Raw genomic sequence first — 19,558 nt, 5'->3', positions numbered from 1 at the left:
TGGAACCACGGTCATCCGCTGAAAACGAAACGGCACCCCAGGGGTGCCGTTTTGCTTGCCAATCGCCTTTCTGCCGGACGCCGTTCCTAGTCGTGCAAATGTTCGGCAGCGTGCAGGGTATTTTCCAGCAGACAGGCGCGTGTCATCGGGCCAACACCTCCGGGAACCGGCGTAATCCAACCGGCGCGCTGCACCGCGATCTCAAATTCCACGTCACCAGCGAGCTTGCCATCGGCCTGACGATTGATGCCTACGTCGATCACGATCGCGCCTTCCTTGATCCACTCGCCTTTGACGAGGCCTGTGATACCCGTGGCGACCACGATCAGGTCGGCGCGCTTCACGTGATCGGCCAAGTCATGGGTGAACCGGTGAGTCACGGTGGTCGTGCAGCCGGCCAGCAGCAATTCAAGCGCCATCGGGCGACCTACGATATTGGATGCCCCGACCACTACGGCGTTGAGCCCGTGCAGATCGACCCCGGTGCTTTCCAGAAGCGCCATGATGCCTTTCGGTGTGCAGGGACGCAGCAGTGGCATGCGCTGGGCAAGACGACCGATGTTGTATGGGTGGAAACCATCCACGTCCTTGTCCGGACGGATGCGTTCGAGCAACTGGGACGCATCCAGGTGCTTGGGCAGCGGTAGCTGCACGAGGATGCCGTCGATGAGCGGGTCCTCGTTGAGTTGATCGATGAGGGCCAGCAGGTCTGTCTGGCTGGTGCTGGCCGGCAGATCATGGGCGATGGACTTGAAGCCTACTTCTTCGCAGTCCTTGCGCTTGTGGGCGACATACACCTGGGAGGCCGGATCGGTGCCCACCAGGATCACCGCCAGCCCCGGTACCCGGAGACCTTGCTGACGCCGCTCGGCTACTCGGCCGGCAATCTGCTGGCGGATAGAAGCAGCGATCTGTTTACCATCGATCAGTTGTGCGGTCATGACGCGTGATAACCATCGAGAAGGACTGAAAAAGGACGCGCATTCTCGCACGACGGTATCGTCCGGCAAAGGCGAAGCAGAGATCGGTTCCCGTAACTCCTTTACCAGACTGATTTTTTTTCGAAATTGCTGTTGACGGGGTGTAGGTAGACCATTAAGATTCGCCCCGCTTGTCGAGCACAGCTTGCTGCTGGGTAAGACGGCTTTTGAGGGGTTAGATCCTCATTAGCTGAAGCTTGAAGTCTGCGCTCAGATGGGAATGCAGCTAAAAGCGCCCGTAGCTCAGCTGGATAGAGCATCCGCCTTCTAAGCGGATGGTCGCAGGTTCGAGTCCTGCCGGGTGCGCCATTTCGGGCTCTGGCACAAGCAAGGCAATATGGTGGGCGTAGCTCAGTTGGTAGAGCACAGGATTGTGGCTCCTGCGGTCGTGGGTTCGAACCCCATCGTCCACCCCATATTCCGAAACGCCAGGCGCTGCCTGGCGTTTTCGTTTAGAAGTTTTGCGGACGTGGTGAAATTGGTAGACACACCAGATTTAGGTTCTGGCGCCGCAAGGTGTGAGAGTTCGAGTCTCTCCGTCCGCACCATCACATGATTTTGAGTCCTCTCAGGAGGACTCCGAAAACCCTGAAAGCCCCGTCATAGGGGCTTTTTTGTGCCTGTTCGTTTATCAGCTCCTCTTAAGACCTACCATCCCCGCGGGTCAAGCTGTACTTATGTGTCCCAAACGAATGTGACCGAGGGTTTGGACATGGCGTTTTCAGACACAGCCGTAAGACAGGCAAAGCCGGCGCACAAGGACTACACGTAACGGGCTGGCGTACTTGTGCACCGCAACGGTAGTAAGTACTGGACCTTCCGCCATAGCCATAAGGAAAAAAGGCAAAAGCTGTCCGAGTTAAGCTTGCCGACGGCGTTGACCCTCCGAAACAGCGTTGGACACCTGTCCAAAAAGCGATTCCGCGAGGTTGCTGACGAGTGAGGCGCCTTTCGGACCCCGCGGCTTACGCAACAAGGCCAAGGCCGTAAGGCTCGGCAGTCGCAAGTGCAACAGTGAAACGAAGATGCACGTGATGCGCTTCTCGAGCGGCTGGACAGCTCCCGCTCATTGATTGGCGAGCCGGATCCTCTGGGACGCTGCTTGGCTGGAAAACGCCTGAAATGCGATAGATGCGCGTCGTGCAGCGCTTGTGGCTGTACTGCGTCGACGGCTGCGGAGGTCTTTATCGGTACTATAGTGCCTGTTATTGTTCGGTTTCGGCTTCTTTAGGTATTTTAATGCTGACTAATCGGCTTGTCTGCGGTAGATTCGGAACTACAGTACCGATTAGGTCATTAGGCTGGCTATGGTTGGAGAACTCACGATACAGACCCATGTCGAGGGACGCTGGCGAGATGCACAGGTGCTCTCGATTACAGACATCCAACACGTGGGGGAGGCGAGATGCACAACGTCCTACTTGCAGCCGTATCTAGTCGACTTCATCGGAGAACTGGACTCGCTTCTCGAGCCGGCCATCAGCGTGAACCTGCCGGTTAATTGGAATCTGGTCGAGACCAAGGGTTATCCTGCCTTCGTCTACGACCTGATGCCAGCCGGGGCCGCTCGAAAATCGCTGGAAAAGCGCTTCGGCGGTGAGAAGCCCGACGGAGTCGATCTCGATTTCTTTCTGCTAAGCCGCTGTACCCCTTCGTCGATCGGTCATCTGCGGGTCAAAGAGTCCTTCGAACACGTTGACCAGACGCGCCGGGAAGCATTCCCTCGCCGCGAAGTCGTCGATAGGACCAACGATTTCCTCGAGTACGCCTACGAATCAGGGGCTGCGCTGGGTGGTGCTACCGGTGCACAGGGCGAAGCGCCGAAGCTGCTGATGGTCGAAGGCCAAGATGGCGCGCTGTATGCAGACGCGATGCTAGCCGACGACCAGGCCAGGCGTCATTGGCTGGTCAAGTTCGCCCGCAACCAGGTGACCGAGCGGGACAAGAATATCTTGCGCGCCGAGTACCATTACTACAGGGCCGTTGCTGCCCTTGGCTTGAACACGGTGTCGACCGACGGCCTGGTGCTTGAAGAAGCCGAGAAGCCAAGCCTGTGGATGCCACGCTTTGATCGGCGAGTCGATCGAGGCGGCGTCACAAGGATTCCGGTCGAGTCGATCTACTCAATCTGCGGGAACACCGTTCCGGGGTCGAGGATGAACCATGAGGACGTGCTGGGCCGGTTGATCGGACTGTGGACCACCAACAACCAGGTTGGCGAACTCGAGGAACTCGTGTTCGAGTATTTGCGGCGCGACCTATTGAATCGGATCCTCGGCAACTCCGACAACCACGGCCGCAACATGGCGATCTTCCGATATGGCGGCAAGTTTGAACTGGCGCCGATCTATGACCTTGCGCCGATGGTCCTGGACCCCGAAGGCGTCACGCGAGTGACGAAGTGGCGGCCAGAACACAGGGGGAGCCCGGACTGGCGAGCGATCTGCGACTATTTCCCCGCCATTACCGATCCAGCGACACTGTTCGAGCGCCTCCGTGGGGCCGCGCAGACGTTCAGGGCATTACCCGATCTGTTGGCCGATTTGCCCGCGGAGGTGCGCGAGGCCCAGGCCATCCCCTTGAACAACTTGGACACGCGTCTGGCGGAATGGGGGTTGAAATGAGCACGCCCAGCAATGCGCAACGCAAGCAGATCATCGACGACATCATGCATGCTCATGCGTCGGGAAGGGAGACGCTGGGGACCTCGATCCGCCGGTTGCGCCTCGAGGTGACCGGTTTCGACCAGGCCACCTTCGCCTCGATGTGCAATCTGTCTACCAAAGCCCTGTACCAGATAGAGACCGATAAAGGTAACCCGACCCTCGGCACCATCGAGACGATCCTGAGGAAATTCGGGCTTCGCCTGGGGCTCGTAGCGGGTATACCTGTCTCTTCAGTTGCTCTGCGTGAACCGCAGCGCGATGCGACCCGCCCGGCCCGCGGAGCCAACCCGCGGCGCCAATATGTCGAACGGCGAGGAGGGGCAACGCCCACTCCGCCGGATAAGAACGACGAGCGAAAGTAAGCAGAACTAGAGCAGGGCTGGTTTGTTGGGTGCGTGAAGTCTTCATTGGCTCGCCTTTCATTTCAGCTCGCCCTTTTCGACCTGATCGACCAGCGCCAATTTAAAAAGTCGGCGAATAATCACGCTGCGTTCGCTTAACACCTTGCTCCTTCGAGTCCTCCAAAGGCTCGCGGGAAAGGTGTAAACCTTATTCAGGACGGGACAGCTCTCCCATGAAGGCCCCGTAACAGGGGCTTTTTTGTGCCCGGCGATTCGCCGTTCAGGCACGTTCGTACCGATCCAGCGACGGCCTATCGCATCGCCCAATCACTCATCGCAGGCTCGAGGCACGCTTCAGTGTGTTTAGCGGGCCTGATCGATCGCCGGGATTGCAAACGTTGCGATCTGTCCGATTCGGCGACGCAGCCAAGCGCGCTGCCGCAATAGGTGGTCAGCGTCTGATCGCTGCATCGCTCCGCCAGCGGCAAACCTCGCAGGACATCTGATCGATCACAGACCTAGCTGCTAAACGGATGTCGCTAATGCGACATGTGTGGACGCCTGACAGGGTTAAGGTTGCACGACCGGCCAAAGGCAGCGTCGCGGCGAACGGGTACGGCTGTGACGCGCGTGCTGCTGACTCGGGTCGTGGTCCGTCTCGACGTGGGCGGTTGGCCGTGACGTTTAGATAGCCGATTTAAGCGTGTCGCTTGAGAGTTGTCAGATGAGATCTTCGTTCGAAAGCGTGCTGAAAAACAAAAACCTTGCCCACCTCGACAGGGTGTCTCGCGACGGGGGCGTGATGCCGCGGCGTCGAGTGGCCTTTGTCCTGCGCGAGAATTTCTCGATGATGGCGTTCACGGGCGCCGTGGATGCGCTGATCACGGCCAATCTGATGAGCGCAGAGCCGCTGTATGACGTGCTGGTGGTCGGTGGCGCCGAGGAGATGGTCGTCAGCGACCTGGGCATTGCAATCTCGGCGGACTGCCGCCTCGCCGAGCTGAAAGAGAAGGAGCAGCAGCTGATCGTCGTCTGCGGCGGTTTTCGCGTACGCCTGCAGGCCGATCCGCTGCTCAGGGCCAAGCTGCGTTCGGCCGATGCGGCCGGGGCCAATCTCGGTGGTCTCTGGAACGGCGCCTATTTCCTCGCCGAGGCGGGCTTGCTGAACGGTTACGATTGCGCGTTCCACCCGGACGGCCGGGCGATGATGGCCGAGCTATTCCCCAAGGTGCGGCTGTCCAATCGTGCGTTCGTGCTGGACCGTGAGCGTATCGGCTGCGCTGGCGCCAACAGTTCGCTGGGGATGATGCTGGAGGTGCTCAAGCGTGACGGTGGCGAGAGCCTGGTCAATGCGGTGGACGAGGTGCTCAGTTGCGACAAGATGAAAGACGTCATGGACGTGTCGGTGGTCGCGGTCGACTACAACCCGACTTTACCGCAGCATCTCAAGCTGGCATTGGAGCTGATGCACAACAATATCGAAGAGCCTCTGACCGTGAGCGAAATCGCCGACTGCGTAAAGCTCTCTCGCCGCCAGCTAGAGCGCCTGTTCTACCGCCACGTTAACGCCACACCCTCTCGCTATTACCTGGAACTGCGCCTGACCCGAGCGCGACAGCTGTTGCAGCAGACGAACAAGTCGCTCACAGATATCGCCGTCGCCAGCGGTTTCGTCAGCAGCTCGCATTTCCGTCGTTGCTTTCGCGAGTTCTTCGATGTGGCGCCAGGGCGCTTCCGCGCCGGCACGCAGGTAGCCCGGTGATCAGGCAAACCGCGGGTTTCGATTGAAGAGCCGTTAGACGCGGCGTTGCCGTGCGGGAACCGACTCGTGCTGTGCGGTCCCGGTACCTTCCCTTGCGCCACGCCTGGGCGGTAGCCAATGGCGAAGTCCGGGCGACTGGAGTCGCCCATCATCATGGAGACCGATGAGCTCATCGGGATGGCCTTAGCCGTTACCGGTATTGGGCCGGCTTGGTCTGGACAGGGGCGTACAACGTTCCGCTTCTTTTCTACTGGCTAGAACATCTCGTTCGATATTTGTCGTCTATTTAGTTAAGTGCTCTGAGGGCATGATTTCCTCACTGCGGCTCACCAAGGTGGTGACCCCTTAAGAGGAAACAATCATGACTCAGTCGGCAGCTCTCTCCGCTACCACCAACAACGTCACATTCGCAGCGTCCTCCTCAGCCTCGCTGGCCGGACGCGTACTGCTCAGCGCGATCTTCATCCTCTCGGGAATTTCGAAGGTCAGCGCCCCGGCCGGCATGATTGGCTACATCGAGTCGGTCGGTCTGCCATTCCCAACCCTGGCCCTCGCAATAGCCGTGCTCGTGGAATTGGGGGGCGGCATTGCGCTGATTCTCGGCTACCGCACTCGCCTCGTTGCGGCTGCACTGGCCGCGTTCAGCGTCGCCACGGCATTGGCCTTCCATAACCAGCTGGGCGACCAGAACCAGTTCATTCACTTCTTCAAGAACATCGCCATGGCAGGTGGGCTGCTGCAGGTCGTGGCGTTCGGCGCCGGCCGGTTCAGCCTGGATGCGCGTCGCGCCTGATTTCGGAATACAGGAGGAATAACCGATGAAAGCGATTCGCGTAGCGCAATACGGCCAACCCGAAGGGCTTAGCCTGCAAGAACGTCCGACTCTCGCCCCGGGGCCAGGCGAAGTACTGATCGAGGTGGCCGGAAGTGGGGTAAACCCGATCGACTGGAAAATCCTGTCCGGAGCCATGCAAGCCTTCATTCCGTTGGAGCTGCCTTACACGCCAGGCGTCGAAGTGGCGGGGCGGGTCACTGAGGTTGGCGAGGGCGTTGAAAACTTTGCCGTGGGTGATGAGGTGTTCGGCTTTATCGGGATCGTTGGCGGCTATGCCACGCAGGTTGCGGCGGCTGCCAGTCGACTGGCGCACCGCCCGGGACGGTTGTCCGCGCTGGAAGCCAGCGGCGTCCCGGCCGCCGCGCTCACCGCCTGGCAGGCATTGCATGAGCATGCACAGGTCAGGGACGGACAGACGGTGCTGATTCACGGTGCTGCTGGTGGCGTTGGCAGCATGGCGGTGCAGATGGCTCGGGTTGCCGGTGCGACTGTGATCGCCACGGCATCGGCGCGCAACCACGACTATCTGAAGTCGCTGGGTGCCGATCAGGTCATCGACTACACCCAAACCCGGTTCGAAACCGTGACGACAAGGTCGATGTGGTACTGGATCTGGTCGGTGGTGATACGCAGGACCGTTCCTGGGCCGTGCTGAAAGTCGGCGGTGTTCTGGTATCGCCAGTGAGCCCCCCCGATGCAGGTCGAGCGGCGGAGGTCGGTGCGACGGGCAAGCATTTCGCGACGCGCTCCGACGGCGTTCAGTTGGCCGAGATCGCGGCGTTGTTCGACGCTGGCGATCTGACGATCGACGTGGAGGTATTGCCCCTGTCCCGGGCTGAAGGCGCCCTGCGTAAGAGCTGGGGCCGGCACACACGCGGCAAGCTGGTGCTCGATGCCAGTCGATGATCTACAGCGATGAAAGAGCCGGGCCTAGCCCGGCTTTTCTTTGTGCGCGTCAACCCGGTGCCTGAGCAGCGCTCCGTCAGACCCGGCGCACCTAGGCTCTTCTCGATGTGAGATCTGCTGCTGCTAGAAACGCTAGGTAAACGTCTTCAAGCCGACGCCGCGACGTGACCGAGACAAGGCGGTGTCGAGTTGCCGATCGGGGCCTGATATCCGAGTCCTCTAATCGTGTCCCGGGTTGCGGTAGGCACTGGGCGTCACGCCTACTTCACGACGAAATACCTGGGAAAAATGACTGGGGCTCGAGTAACCCACCTCCATGCCAATGTCGATCACGCTGTGGTCGGTTTCGAGCAACAGCTGGCGGGCCCGCGCCATGCGCAGGCGGATGAAGTACTGCGACGGGGACAGGCCGGTGGCGCGCTTGAACAGGCGACTGAAGTGGTACTCGCTCAGTTGCGCCGCTTCAGCCAGGTCGGCGAGGGAAAAGTCCTCGGCCAAGTGCTGATTCATGTGGTCGATGACGCGGCGTAGTTTGTAGGCCTGCAACGCATTGCTGCGCCGAGTATTAGCTTGCGGGTCGCGGTAGGTCCGGATCAGGTGGACCGTCAGCGCCTGGGCCAGGCTCCGGACAAACAGGGGGCTGGGCTCGCGCCGTTCCATCAGTTCCAGGCGCAGTTGCTCGGCCAGTATCCGTACCAGTTCGTCGCGCTCACCGGAAACGTCCAGGAAGCTGACCGGTGCCGGCTGGCCTCCCAGCACGTCTTGGCATGCCAGTTCGACCAGCGAGTGGGCCAGATACAGGTGCATCACCTCGAAGCTGTTGCCACCGCAGGTTTGCCAGCGCATTTCATAGGGCAGGGCAGTGCTGGTGAGGTAGAAGTCGCCCGCTTGCACTTCGGTGGATACCCATTCCCCGCCCGGCGAACGTTCATCAACGATAGCCGAACCTGCCATCACGATAACCAGCAGCGGTTCGGCAACGGCGGGAATCAGAACGGGCTCGGTGATGCTGTGGTGCTTGAAGAATTGCACGACCACGTCGTGCAAACCTGGCCACAGGGGCAGGGCGAGATGCTCGCTCGGCAGGTAGTGCAGCATGGACTCGGCTGAAATGCGCTCAGCAGTCAGATGCGTGGCCTGCGCAGGGGAAGGGGTGGTTTCGGGCGGATTCAGAGGGCTTATCCAACGACAATGCCCTCGGTTGAGGGCGGCGTTCGATAGCGTAGCGCGCGGGCGCAGGTGCATCCAGAAGGTTCAGCCTGCCAGCGCCGGGATGGGGGCGTTCAGCGCGATGGCTGCGCGTACCGGGTCGAAGTACTCGCGGATGAAAGTGAGTTTGTCATTTTCGACACGCACGAACAGCACGTAGTCCTGTTGATAGCGTCGGCCGGTCGGCTTGATCAGCCCCTCGGCCTTCACCTCTGCGCTAGCCTCGGATGGGGTGGCGCCGGGATGGATTTTCAGATCGTAGAAACGGAAGTCCTCGACTGCCCCAACGAACCAGCCTACGTGCGCTAATACCGCATCGCGTCCTATCAGGCAGGCCGGGTGTCCTAGCGTTGGCGCGAAAGGCAATTCCCAGCGCAGATCGTCAGCGATCAGCGTCTGCCAACGCTCTGGCTCATCGACAAAGGTATCGAAATGCAGTTGCAGCAGTTCTGCGGCCGTTGCCATGGTGTGTGCTCCTATGGGGGGAGGGCCCGCGGTGTGCGAGCCTCTTGCAGATCAGCCGAATAGCTTGGTGGCGGTACGGGCGATCAGTTCGCCCTGGTGCTGTGCACCGGCCAGTTCCGTTTCGCTGGGCTGGCGTGAACCGTCGCCGTCGGTAATGGTGGTAGCGCCATAGGGTGCGCCGCCCACCACTTCGGCTACGCCCATCTGGCCCTGGTGGCTATAGGGCAAGCCGACGATGGTCATGCCGAAGTGCAGCAGGTTGGTGATGATGGAGAACAGGGTGGTCTCCTGGCCGCCGTGCTGGGTAGCGGACGCGGTGAAGGCGCCACCGACCTTGCCATTCAATGCGCCACGGGCCCACAGACCGCCGGCCTGATCGAGGAATGCGGCCAACTGGCTGCTGATCCGCCCGAAGCGAGTACCGGTGCCGACGATGATCGCGTCGTAGTGTTCGAGCTCGGCGACGGTTGCCACCGGAGCGGACTGATCGAGCTTGAAGTGGGCGTTACGGGCGATTTCTTCGGGCACCGTTTCAGGCACGCGCTTGACGTCGACCTGTGCGCCAGCGGCACGCGCGCCTTCGGCCACGGCGTGGGCCATCGTTTCCAGGTGACCGTAGGACGAGTAGTACAGAACCAGAACCTTTGCCATGTGATGTCTTCTCAACGTAGTGGCTGACGATGTGTCGCCGTGATGGAGAGCACTTTCTCATGGAGGATCGTTCGGAAATAGCCGCCTAATATCGACCGTTACGTTCGATTTTATAGAACGCTAATGAGTGTGTGCCTGCTCGCGGAATCGCTCGATCAGCCACTTCGCTGCCGGCCCAGGCGGCGTATCGGTGCGGTAGATGACGTCGAACTGATAATCGCCGCCAGCGCAGTCGGGTAAGTCCAGTGGTACCAGCCGGTTCGCAGCCACGTCATCGCGCACCATGGGCTCTGGCATGTTGCCCCAGCCGATGCCCTCGCGAAGCAGCATGTGCTTGGCACCCAGATCCGCCAGGCGCCAGGTTCGTGTGCCGACCACCGCGAACTCCTGGTCCGCGGTCAGCGTCGAGCGGTCGCTCAATACCAATTGCACATGGTCGCGGCCGGCACCGGGCAGGTGAGGGCCATCGGCGGCCAATGGATGGTTCGGTGCAGCCACTGGGATCAAGGCAACCTTGCCGATGCCGATGCGCTCGATACCATCGATGCTCGTCGTCAGCGGGCCGCTGACACCCAAGGTGGCACTGCGGTCGAGTACGCGCTGTGTCACGGCGCCCAGGGCCTCCATATGCAGATGCAGAGACACGGTGGGGAACTGCTCTCGGAATGTCTTGAGTGCATCGACGATCCGCTCGCTCGGCAACATGACATCGAGCACCAGATGGACCTCGGCCTCCAGGCCATGCAGCAGGCCGCGGACCTTGGCGCGCAGGCCGTCGATACCGTTGTAGATCGTCCTGGCCTCGGCCAGCACGGTGCGGCCGGCGTCGGTCAGTTGTGGTTTGCGTGTGGTCTTGCGGTCGAACAGGCTGACGCCCAGTTGCATCTCCAGATTGGCGATCGAGTAGCTCACCACGGACGTAGCGCGGTGCAGTTTGCGGGCGGCTCCGGCGAAACTGCCGACTTCCACGACGGCTAGAAACACACGCAGCTGGTCGAGCGTAGGGGTACCGGGATCGGAGACCATTTCTAATTCCTCGAACGTTTCGATGCATATTACCTGGCTATTGCTGAAAAGCACGGCGGCCTAGAGTGAGCTCATCCAATCAGCCGCTCAGCGAGACCCACCATGACCCTCCAGACCGCAAACGCTCCGATCGAACAGATCATCCTGCCCAACGTGCGTGACATCGGCGGATTCGACGTGCGCCGTGCGCTGCCGTCGGCGCAACGGCGCATGGTTGGCCCCTTCGTGTTTCTCGACAGCTTCGGCCCTGTCGTATTTGGTGCAGGTGAGGGCATCGATACCCGCCCGCATCCACACATTGGCTTGGCCACCATCAGCTACCTGCTCGAGGGTGAGATGCTGCACCGCGACAGCGCCGGTCATACCCAACAGCTGCAAGCGGGCGAGCTCAACCTGATGATTGCCGGTCGCGGTATCGTCCATTCCGAGCGCTCCAGCGATCCGGTGCGGGCCAGCGGTGGCACGCTCATGGGGTTGCAGGCGTGGGTGGCGTTGCCCCAGGCACATGAAGAAACCGAGCCAGGCTTTCAGCACCTGAGCGCACCTGCGCTCCCGACCGTCGAGGGCGAGGGCGTGACGCTTAAGCTGCTGGCGGGTTCTCTCGAAGGCCAGCGTGCATCGACTCGGACTTTCTCCGACCTGTTCTATGCCGATCTGCAACTGGACGCCGGTTCCCGCTATCACATCTCGGCCGAGCACATCGAGCGCGCGCTGTATGTGGTTAGCGGGGAGGTCGAGGTGGTGGGGCAAGCCGGGCGTTTCGGCGCGGATCAATTGGTTGTCCTGCGGCCCGGGAGCCATGTTGTTATCCGCGCACTGGGCGGCGCTCGCCTGATGCTGCTTGGCGGGGAGCCGCTGGACGGGCCCCGTCATATCTATTGGAACTTCGTTTCCAGTCGGCAGGACCGCATTCTGCAAGCGGCTGACGATTGGCGTGCGCGCCGGTTTGCGGAAGTGCCGGGCGATGACGACTACATACCGTTGCCCGATTCCGGAGCGCGCTGGCGCTTCAAGTGATCAGGGTTCGACAGCAGATGCAGCGTTTGCATGTTTAGCTTCTAGAGCTCCCATCATGAACAATTCGTATCGCTTCTACGCTATCGCCGTTGCGGCATTGCTCACCAATGGTATGTCGCTGCTGGGTTTCGCTGACGAGTCGGCGGGGGCCATCGCTCGGGCGCTGGAGTGCAAAAGCTGCCTCAGCCGAAGCTCGGAAATCGTCGCGGCGACGGGGCTTGTCAGCGAGCCGCGTTCGTCGGGCCTCCCGCCGGCAGCAGTTGCTGTTGCGCTGCAATCCGATCAGCTTGGCGCAAAACCCCGACAGCCTAGGCAAACGTCCGAAAGCCGCGCTCGGCCGGCTGCGAGACAGTAGCGCCGTCACCAACGACGGCACCCCGAAGGGTGCAGGCCGGCGACTGTTCGCCTGGCCCCGACTCTGGAGGAAATACCATGGCTGATATCAAGAACACCGTCCCGCAGGAAGTCGAAGGCAAGGTTGCCCTGGTCACCGGCGCTGCCAGTGGGATCGGTAAAGCCATTGCGCTGATGCTGCATGCACGTGGCGCAAAGGTCATTGCCGAGGATCTCAACCCCGCGGTGGAAGAGCTGGCGCGGCCAGATCTGGTACCGCTGGTGGCCGACATCAGCGAAGACGGCGCCGCTGAGCGTGCCGTTGGCCTGGCCGTCGAGCGGTTTGGTCAGCTGGACATCCTGGTCAACAACGCTGGGATCATCATCAATAAGCGCGTCGTGGACATGACTCGGCAGGATTGGGAGCGTATCCAGGCGGTCAATGCCACCGCAGCCTTCCTGCACTGTCGCGAAGCCGTAAAGGCCATGATGCCCAACAGGTCCGGCGCCATCGTCAACATCGCGTCTTACGCCTCTTACTTCGCCTTCCCAACCATCGCGGCGTACACGGCATCGAAAGGTGCACTGGCTCAGCTGACCCGCACACTGGCGCTCGAAGCCATCGAGCATGGGATCCGCGTGAATGCCATTGGCGCAGGCGATGTGGTCACCAACATCCTCAATGACGTGGTCGATGACGGCCCCGGCTTTCTGGCGCAGCACGGGGAGGGTGCGCCGATTGGCCGTGCAGCACAGCCTGAGGAAATCGCCGAGATTGTTGCCTTCCTGGCCTCCGATCGTGCGAGCTTCATGGTTGGGTCGGTGGTCATGGCCGACGGCGGCATGACGGTCGCGGTGGGCTGACCTGGCGCGATGCGCTTGCGCCAACCCGCACCGGCGCAAGCGCATCGGTTGCGAAATCGCGACCGCACCTGCTCGGTTCTACCGCCAGGCGTCAGCCCTCGACGGGTTCAGTGCAAAAATTTTGCGCTCAACAACCAGCGGATTTCATTTTCGATAACCGTTGGGACGCCCTAGGATGCCGGCACGCCATATCGCGCCCGTGGCGTGCATGGCCCGACGAGCAAGGTGTTTCGATCAAGGGAGGCTGGAGATGGCTGAGATGGCTGAGGGCAGCGTGGCAAGAGAACGTCAGGCGCTGATCGAAGCGCTTGGCGAGTTGCTGAGCGCAGAGCGGGCAGGGGTCCAGGTCGCTACGGCCAGTCTCGCCGAAGCGCAAACCGATCTGCAGCGCAGCGTGCTGGAGAGGGTCCGCCAGGGCGAGGCGGATAGCTGCAAGCGGTTGCGTGAATGCCTGGCTCTGCTGGGTGTCGAGCCGGGGCACGAACGAGGCGCGTTCTACGAAAAATGCATGGCGATTTCGGACCTTGGCGACCGTCTCGAATTGGTCGACCGCGGCCAGCGCTGGGTCATCCGAAAGCTCGAGGCGCTACTCACATCGGTCGACCATCCCGAGATTCGCCAGCAGTTGGAGGCCGTGTTGCGAACGCACGAGATCAACAGCGACGACTACTGCGCTCACGCCGACTCGCTGCGTCAATCCGTGTGAACGAGTCGAAGCTTGAACGGCGCGCTGACTGAAAGCCTCTTTGGAACCACAAACCTTGATTGAATCCGTGGCAGCCCCCCAATGCCTGCGCTGTGTGAGAGCCAACCAGTGCTTGCCGGCCGTACTGAGTCGCGTCGACCTGGTCGCTCTGGATCGACTGATCACGCAGGAGCCCGTGTTGAACAAAGGCGATGTGCTGTTCCAGGCGGGTCAGCCGGCCCGTTCTCTTTACATGATCCGCACCGGCGCGGTGCGTAATTCGCAAGTGGACGACGAGGGTGAAGAGCGCATCTTCGGCTTCGTGCTGGCGGGCGAGTTCGTCGGCGTCAGTGCGCTGTACGACGGTACGTACAGCGGCACACTGACGGCGCTGCAAACCACGGCAATCTGCGCGATATCCGTCGATGCGCTGAAACAGATGAGCGTTAGCAGTCCGGGGCTGAACCGCTTACTGCTGCGGCACCTCAGCCGGGAGTTGCGGCATAACCGGCAGGCGCGACTGCGGCTGGCAGCCCCGCGATCGAGGACGCGCGTGGCTCGGTTCATCGTGCAGCTCATGACGCAGCTGGCTGTCCGGAATCTATCGGCGACGCGCATACGCTTGCCCATGGCCCGCTGGGAGCTGGCCAATCACCTGGGCCTGGCCATCGAGTCCGTCTCGCGCGTGTTTTCAGGCTTGCGTGCTGACGGGATTCTCGAGGTTCGCGGACGGGAAATGGTCATTCACGCGCCCGAACAGCTTTACCGTATCGCGCAGGAGACCCTTTTCAAGCGGGCCGTCGACGGCGATGAGTGCCCGGCGGGGCCAGCCTTGTCCGACATGCTTCATCCAAGCGACTGCGAAATCCCCAGCGCCCGGATGGTGGCCAACGGCTGACCACCGGGCCCGTTACCCGCTCTGCATGCGAGTCTTCACGCCATTGCCGTCCGGCTACACGGGCGTTGATCAGTTGGGCTCGTTACGCTCATGCCGATAGGCACTGATGGCCTCGTAGACGGCCCGGCGCAGGCGGTTTATTCCGCCGATCGGGCGATGTTCTGGCAGGGCGTGCCATGGGTTGAACGACAGGTTGTCGCACGCCAGATTCTGCTCGGGGCTATCGAAATCCTGGGCTGGGACCCGGATATCCGCAACCGCTTCGAAGGGCGAAATGGCTTCGTCCCACTCGATGCTCGTATCTTCGATAGGCATGTAATGGTCCGTGTTCTGCCTCTGGACCTGAAGTTGAAAGCAGGCCGGAGCGCGATCCAGCGAAAGCTGCCGATAGAGCGCGCTGCGCAGGAAATTGGGCAGGTCGCGGTTCTGCTCGGGCAGCTGGTAGTCCGGACATTGACTGGGCGCTGGTACGACCCGGTACTTCACGTTGTGCGGCCCGAACTTGTACGGCGCCACGGAGCTGTACGTCGTTGCCACGGGGCTTTCAGGGGCAGGGGCGAGTGTCTGCAGCGCTATGAACAGGTGACGAACCTCCCAGCTACGCGGATCGAGGTGCGGAAAGAAGGCCAGTATCCGCTTGCCTTCGGCTTGGGCAGCGAAGTTGGTGCGGTACTCGGCCACGTCGCGAACGAAGAACACCGGATGGTTGAACATCACGAAGTCCTGCTCACTGGCATGACGGGGGTCGTGGGTGAGCTTGTCGCCGGGTACGTCGAGCAGCTTGATGGCCATGCCGCGCGCATCCCTGATGCGGTCGAACTGCGGATAGGCATTGCCGTTCGAAAGCCGCATCCAGGCCTGCCAGGTGCGACCGGGCTCGGCGAACACACCTTGGCGCAGCGCCACATCGAGATCGTCTCGGACCCGGACCTGCGCCCTCACGCAGCCATGCGCCTTGGCATGGGCGTCGCGAAGCACGCGCGTGTTTTCGCTATGCTGGGCGACGACCGCAATCGCGTTGTCGATGATTGCCTGGGTATCGGCCGCCTCGCTCGGGGCGATCTGTTCTTCGGCCGACACGGGCCCGCTGTGCTTGAAGTGGTACACCAGCATGCTGATCGCCCAGCCGGCCAGGCCAACGACGGCCACGACGAGGAGCAGGCGGCCAAGCAGGCGTCCGAACGCCAGCCAGAGTTTGGTGAGCATACGCATATCCTTTGCAGAGTCAGTTGCAGGTTGGCGGTGTGGTGCGAGGACGGGCCGCCGTGTCCGTCAAGCGGGGCTCGAACCGGGCGTCGCCGAGCACTTTCAGGTATTCCACCAGCGCCCAGCGCTCGTCAGGTGACAGGGCTCTGCCAATGACGCCGCCGCCCCGGCAGCCCGCGCGGAACTCATGGCCGCGGTTGGCATTGCCGGTGATCGCTGTGTCGAGCAGGAACCCGCCATCGAAACGCTCGGTGCGGATGCCGACCTGGCGCGGGTCGTATTCGCGATTGCCTACCCAGAAGCGCTTCTGGCGTTCGGCCAGCGGCGACAGCAGCTGGAACAGGGTCGGTACCGAGCCGTTATGCAAGAAGGGGGGCGTCGCCCAGATGCCGTCGAGCGGTCGCGCCTTGTATCCGCGCAGCTCCTGCACCCCGATCGGCAGGGCAAAACCGTCGAACTCAGCGCGCTCCTGGGCGGTGATGCCCGCATCCTGGTAGGCACGGTTTTCGACGTAGGCGGTGATATACGCCAGGCCCTTCGCGCTGGAGACGCTACCGAGATCCAACGTGCCAGCGGGCTCGCCGTAGAGGCGTACGTCCAGCCGCGCCAGTTCCTCTGGCGTCCAGCCGAGCCGTGAAAGGTCGAAACGGTGATCGGCAATGTTGTCGGCCGCGGTTGGATCCGTTCCGACAAACGCCGTTGGAATCACTCGCATGCGCCATTCCGGGTCCCGATCGGGCGCGAAGCGCTTGTCGACCGGCTTGGGCTTGGGGTCATGGCACCCCGCGCAATTCTCCCGGTAGAGCGTGCGCCCCAGGCTTGCCTGCTGCAGATCGATCTTGCCCAGGATGTCCTCCGGCCAGCGCGGCGGGGTGAGGCGGGCGAGGGTGGTCTCCAGGGTGTGCAGATCACGGACGCGAACGCCGGAGGCATAGCGCTCGGCTTCCGGAATCGGTTGGCCATTCTCACGTAACAGCTGCAGCCGCGCCCCGACGCCCAGTGCCTCGCCGATGTTGCGGGCCATTGGTTGCATTGCCGAGCCGTTCCACTGCACCCAGTCGAACTTCCAGATGTCCCACAGCTGTGGATAGCTCACGGGCGCGTTGGCGATACGGTAGTTGGACGGGTCGATCGCATCGCCGAAGGCGGTATTGGCAATACGCCCAAAGGCATCGGTTCGACCAAAGCCTTCCTCGGTGGGATAGAGGCCGCGGTGCCAGTCGTTGAGTGCGGTGCCGAGCAGCCGGTCGAGCACTTGCTTGAAGTCTCGGCGCAGTTGCTGATGGTCGTGTTCGCCATCGCCCAGCACCTCGTTCGCGAAGCGTCGGAACTTGATGGGGTTGTAGTAGGTGAACGCCATGCTCATGCCGAGCGCCTGCCCGAAAGCACCGCCGCGCAACGTGGGCACAGTGGAGGCCAGCGAATGCATCGCCGCGCCGCCGTCGATGCGGATGGCCTGCCCGTTGTAGCGCAGCTCTCCGGTGTGGCAGGCAGCGCACGTCACATCGAGGTAGGCGCGCCCGGTTTCATCATCCTCATGGCGGGCAAAGCCGACCGGCAGATTCGCCGGGTTGGCGGGGGTGGGTTGCTGCTTCGGGTCGACCAGAAATCCGAAGCGGGCCAGGTAGCCCGGCGCCGCGAACTTGTCCCGGCTGAACGGCAGTTCCAGCGCCTTGAACCAGTCGTACTCGAGGCCCTTGACCTGTGTGCCCTGCGGGGTGAAGTAGAACGTTTGGCGGTCGGCCTCGCTCCACTGATCGAGATAGACAAGCGCCGAGGGCGGCTCGTAATCCGGCAGGTTCGGATTGGCCACGAAGTACAGCCCCACGCCGGCAACAAGCACGGCGATCGACAACAATCCGAACAGCGCACGTCGCAGCAATCGCATCGGTACGTCCTTGTAATGATGAAAAGTGCTGCTTTATGGCAGGCTGCGTGGCTAATAGCAATATGATGTTGTGCCAATCGGTCACCGACCTGCGCCAGCGGTGCCTTGCCGTACGTGTGCTCCAGCTACGACGCCTGCCGAGCGCGAGTCGCCTGGTTACCGCCAGCCTGTACAGCGCAGAAAACTTTTCACGTAAGCGGCCGCCGATTGCGTAGCATGATGGACGGCATATGAACGGTGGAGGCGCCCATGCGTTATTCGGAAGATCACAAGGCCAAGACTCGCCAACGCATCGTCGAAGAGGCCGCGCGGCGTTTTCGCCGTGACGGGGTGAGCGCGACCGGGCTGCAGGCCCTCATGAAGGCGTTGGACCTGACCCATGGTGGCTTCTACGCGCACTTCAAATCCAAGGACGAACTGGTCGAGGAGGCGCTGCGTCATAGCCTGAGCGAGCTCGACGAGGTCACTGTCGGCAGCCTGTCTGGTGACCAGCCCTTGGCGTCGTTCATCGCCTTGTACCTGTCCAAGGGGCACCGTGCCGAGCCGGCGAAGGGCTGCCCGTTGCCGACGGTGTCTGCAGAGTTGGGCCAGCGTGGGCAAGCCAGCGCGGTCACTGACGAGGGGGTGCGCAGGCGGCTGGACCAGCTGGGCGCGCATCTTGATGAGCGTCAGGATGCCGCCATGGTGCTCAGCGCAATGGTCGGCGCCTTGATGCTGTCGCGTAGCGTCACGGACCCGCAACTGGCCGATCAGCTGCTCGACGAAACCCGCGCTAGTTTGCTGAAGCACACCGGCGCGAATCTGCCCGAATCCTAGCCACGCCAGGCACCATCGCTTTGCCTCGCGCATCCAGCGGCAACGGCTGCACCAATGGCAATGCGCACATATCGCCTAAGGCCTGCCGCCGGACAGGGCGGCTCGCGTATCGGGCAGACCAAGCTCCGGTCAGTGATTGCACTGGATGTGGATCAACCCGCTTGAACTCCACTACCAAGCCTGCGCTTGGCCAGCCTTGCCAACCGCTGAGCAGTTCGCTACCGCGCGCAGCTTGCAGAACGGTGAATAGCGGACTCGGCAGCACGAGTGGCAGCGTCACCCAGGTGGCACGCGCCTTATAGCGAATGCGATCAGTACTCGGACCTTTCAGACACTCGTTGCGCTCTTTACATGATGACCATCATATGCTTTATATGTCGCGTGTCATTCAATGCGTGTGCAAGCGCGAGATCGCCGAGGAAGGCCCATGAACTATGCAGAACGAGAACAGCGTTTGGCCGAATGGCTGAACGCGGAAGAAACCATGCGAGCCCGGCTGGGGCCGATCGGTAGCGTTCCGCTCGCCACCGTGACAGCGATGTCTGCCCAGGAATTCTTCGACGCGATCGGCCGGGGCGAACTGCCAAGCCCTCCCATGGGCGAGCTGATGGGCTTCGTGCCGGTGGAATGGGCGCCTGGTTATTTCGTCTTCCAGGGCACACCGAGCGAGCGCCACTACAACCCGCTGGGAAGCGTGCACGGTGGTTACGCAGCCACGTTGCTGGATTCCTGCATGGGCTGCGCGGTGCACACCCGGCTGGCAACGGGGCAGGGATACACGACTACTGACCTGCGTATCAGCTACGTGCGCGCGTTACGCGCCGGCGTCGGGCCGGTACGTGCCGAGGGACGGGTGATCCATGTCGGTCGATCGACCGCTGTGGCCGAAGGGCGTCTTTACGATGTGGAAGACCGTCTCTATGCCATCGGCTCGACCAGTTGCCTGATTCTTACGCCGGACGCCTGACACGAGTTCAGTGCGGTCGGCTGATCCAGCCGTTCGTGGTGTA

Annotated in this window: 17 protein-coding genes, 3 tRNA genes and 1 pseudogene; 14 read left to right on the top strand and 7 right to left on the bottom strand. The window is 61.9% G+C overall.

The window, feature by feature from the left end; translation table 11 throughout:
• Positions 1-86 precede the first annotated feature (86 nt).
• Entirely contained in the window at positions 87-941 is an 855-nt protein-coding gene (folD, locus tag KVO92_RS03415; RefSeq protein ID WP_217474274.1) for a bifunctional methylenetetrahydrofolate dehydrogenase/methenyltetrahydrofolate cyclohydrolase FolD, read from the bottom strand.
• A 271-nt stretch (positions 942-1,212) separates the two neighbouring features.
• On the opposite strand from folD, the gene KVO92_RS03410 reads away from it, so the two are divergent.
• The 8 genes and pseudogenes from KVO92_RS03410 to KVO92_RS03375 all read left to right on the top strand — a co-directional run bounded on the left by KVO92_RS03410 (position 1,213) and on the right by KVO92_RS03375 (position 7,490).
• Positions 1,213-1,289 (top strand) — tRNA-Arg (locus tag KVO92_RS03410).
• 31 nt (positions 1,290-1,320) lie between these two features.
• A tRNA-His gene (locus KVO92_RS03405) sits at positions 1,321-1,396 on the top strand.
• Positions 1,397-1,443: 47 nt separating this feature from the next.
• A tRNA-Leu gene (locus tag KVO92_RS03400) sits at positions 1,444-1,528 on the top strand.
• 759 nt (positions 1,529-2,287) lie between these two features.
• Positions 2,288-3,604: a type II toxin-antitoxin system HipA family toxin gene (locus KVO92_RS03395; protein WP_217474273.1), complete on the top strand. Its 1,317-nt coding sequence runs from the start codon at positions 2,288-2,290 to the stop codon at positions 3,602-3,604.
• A complete protein-coding gene (locus KVO92_RS03390; RefSeq protein WP_254621271.1) occupies positions 3,601-4,008 on the top strand; it encodes a helix-turn-helix domain-containing protein in 408 nt (135 codons plus the stop codon). The genes KVO92_RS03395 and KVO92_RS03390 overlap by 4 nt, the downstream gene beginning before the upstream one ends.
• 703 nt (positions 4,009-4,711) lie before the next feature.
• Positions 4,712-5,749: a GlxA family transcriptional regulator gene (locus tag KVO92_RS03385; RefSeq protein WP_217474271.1), complete on the top strand. Its 1,038-nt coding sequence runs from the start codon at positions 4,712-4,714 to the stop codon at positions 5,747-5,749.
• Between the two features lie 361 nt (positions 5,750-6,110).
• Positions 6,111-6,542 carry a DoxX family protein gene (locus KVO92_RS03380; protein ID WP_217474270.1) on the top strand — a complete coding sequence of 144 codons (432 nt, stop codon included), beginning with the start codon at positions 6,111-6,113 and terminating at the stop codon, positions 6,540-6,542.
• 25 nt (positions 6,543-6,567) lie between these two features.
• A pseudogene (locus tag KVO92_RS03375) lies at positions 6,568-7,490 on the top strand (NADP-dependent oxidoreductase).
• Positions 7,491-7,709: 219 nt separating this feature from the next.
• Here the strand turns inward: KVO92_RS03375 and KVO92_RS03370 are convergent.
• The 4 genes from KVO92_RS03370 to KVO92_RS03355 all read right to left on the bottom strand — a co-directional run bounded on the left by KVO92_RS03370 (position 7,710) and on the right by KVO92_RS03355 (position 10,841).
• Entirely contained in the window at positions 7,710-8,588 is an 879-nt protein-coding gene (locus KVO92_RS03370) for a helix-turn-helix domain-containing protein (RefSeq protein ID WP_217474269.1), read from the bottom strand.
• A 156-nt stretch (positions 8,589-8,744) separates the two neighbouring features.
• Positions 8,745-9,164, bottom strand: a complete 420-nt coding sequence (locus KVO92_RS03365) for a nuclear transport factor 2 family protein (protein ID WP_217474268.1) — start codon at positions 9,162-9,164, stop codon at positions 8,745-8,747.
• A 51-nt stretch (positions 9,165-9,215) separates the two neighbouring features.
• Entirely contained in the window at positions 9,216-9,815 is a 600-nt protein-coding gene (gene wrbA, locus KVO92_RS03360) for an NAD(P)H:quinone oxidoreductase (protein ID WP_217474267.1), read from the bottom strand.
• 120 nt (positions 9,816-9,935) lie between these two features.
• Positions 9,936-10,841, bottom strand: coding sequence for a LysR family transcriptional regulator (locus tag KVO92_RS03355; RefSeq protein WP_217474266.1), 906 nt, complete (start codon positions 10,839-10,841; stop codon positions 9,936-9,938).
• Between the two features lie 102 nt (positions 10,842-10,943).
• Here KVO92_RS03355 and KVO92_RS03350 point away from each other — a divergent pair, with 102 nt between their 5' ends.
• The 4 genes from KVO92_RS03350 to KVO92_RS03335 all read left to right on the top strand — a co-directional run bounded on the left by KVO92_RS03350 (position 10,944) and on the right by KVO92_RS03335 (position 14,638).
• Positions 10,944-11,858: a pirin family protein gene (locus tag KVO92_RS03350; RefSeq protein ID WP_217474265.1), complete on the top strand. Its 915-nt coding sequence runs from the start codon at positions 10,944-10,946 to the stop codon at positions 11,856-11,858.
• A gap of 432 nt (positions 11,859-12,290) precedes the next feature.
• Positions 12,291-13,055, top strand: coding sequence for an SDR family NAD(P)-dependent oxidoreductase (locus KVO92_RS03345; protein WP_217474264.1), 765 nt, complete (start codon positions 12,291-12,293; stop codon positions 13,053-13,055).
• Between the two features lie 250 nt (positions 13,056-13,305).
• Entirely contained in the window at positions 13,306-13,761 is a 456-nt protein-coding gene (locus KVO92_RS03340; protein WP_254621270.1) for a DUF6306 domain-containing protein, read from the top strand.
• Positions 13,762-13,939: 178 nt separating this feature from the next.
• Positions 13,940-14,638 (top strand): Crp/Fnr family transcriptional regulator, encoded by a 699-nt coding sequence (locus tag KVO92_RS03335; protein WP_217474263.1) that lies wholly within the window; start codon positions 13,940-13,942, stop codon positions 14,636-14,638.
• A 69-nt stretch (positions 14,639-14,707) separates the two neighbouring features.
• Here KVO92_RS03335 and KVO92_RS03330 read toward each other — a convergent pair whose 3' ends face one another.
• Positions 14,708-15,844, bottom strand: coding sequence for a catalase family protein (locus KVO92_RS03330; protein ID WP_217474262.1), 1,137 nt, complete (start codon positions 15,842-15,844; stop codon positions 14,708-14,710).
• 19 nt (positions 15,845-15,863) lie between these two features.
• Positions 15,864-17,732, bottom strand: coding sequence for a di-heme-cytochrome C peroxidase (locus tag KVO92_RS03325; RefSeq protein WP_217474261.1), 1,869 nt, complete (start codon positions 17,730-17,732; stop codon positions 15,864-15,866).
• A 249-nt stretch (positions 17,733-17,981) separates the two neighbouring features.
• Between KVO92_RS03325 and KVO92_RS03320 the strand changes: the two genes are divergently transcribed.
• Positions 17,982-18,548, top strand: a complete 567-nt coding sequence (locus KVO92_RS03320; protein ID WP_217474260.1) for a TetR/AcrR family transcriptional regulator — start codon at positions 17,982-17,984, stop codon at positions 18,546-18,548.
• 427 nt (positions 18,549-18,975) lie between these two features.
• Positions 18,976-19,515 (top strand): PaaI family thioesterase, encoded by a 540-nt coding sequence (locus KVO92_RS03315; RefSeq protein WP_217474259.1) that lies wholly within the window; start codon positions 18,976-18,978, stop codon positions 19,513-19,515.
• Positions 19,516-19,558 lie beyond the last annotated feature (43 nt).

Origin of the sequence: Stutzerimonas stutzeri, from assembly GCF_019090095.1 — a bacterium.
Lineage (GTDB): Bacteria > Pseudomonadota > Gammaproteobacteria > Pseudomonadales > Pseudomonadaceae > Stutzerimonas > Stutzerimonas stutzeri_AN.
This window is presented reverse-complemented; position numbering and strand designations above follow the sequence as displayed.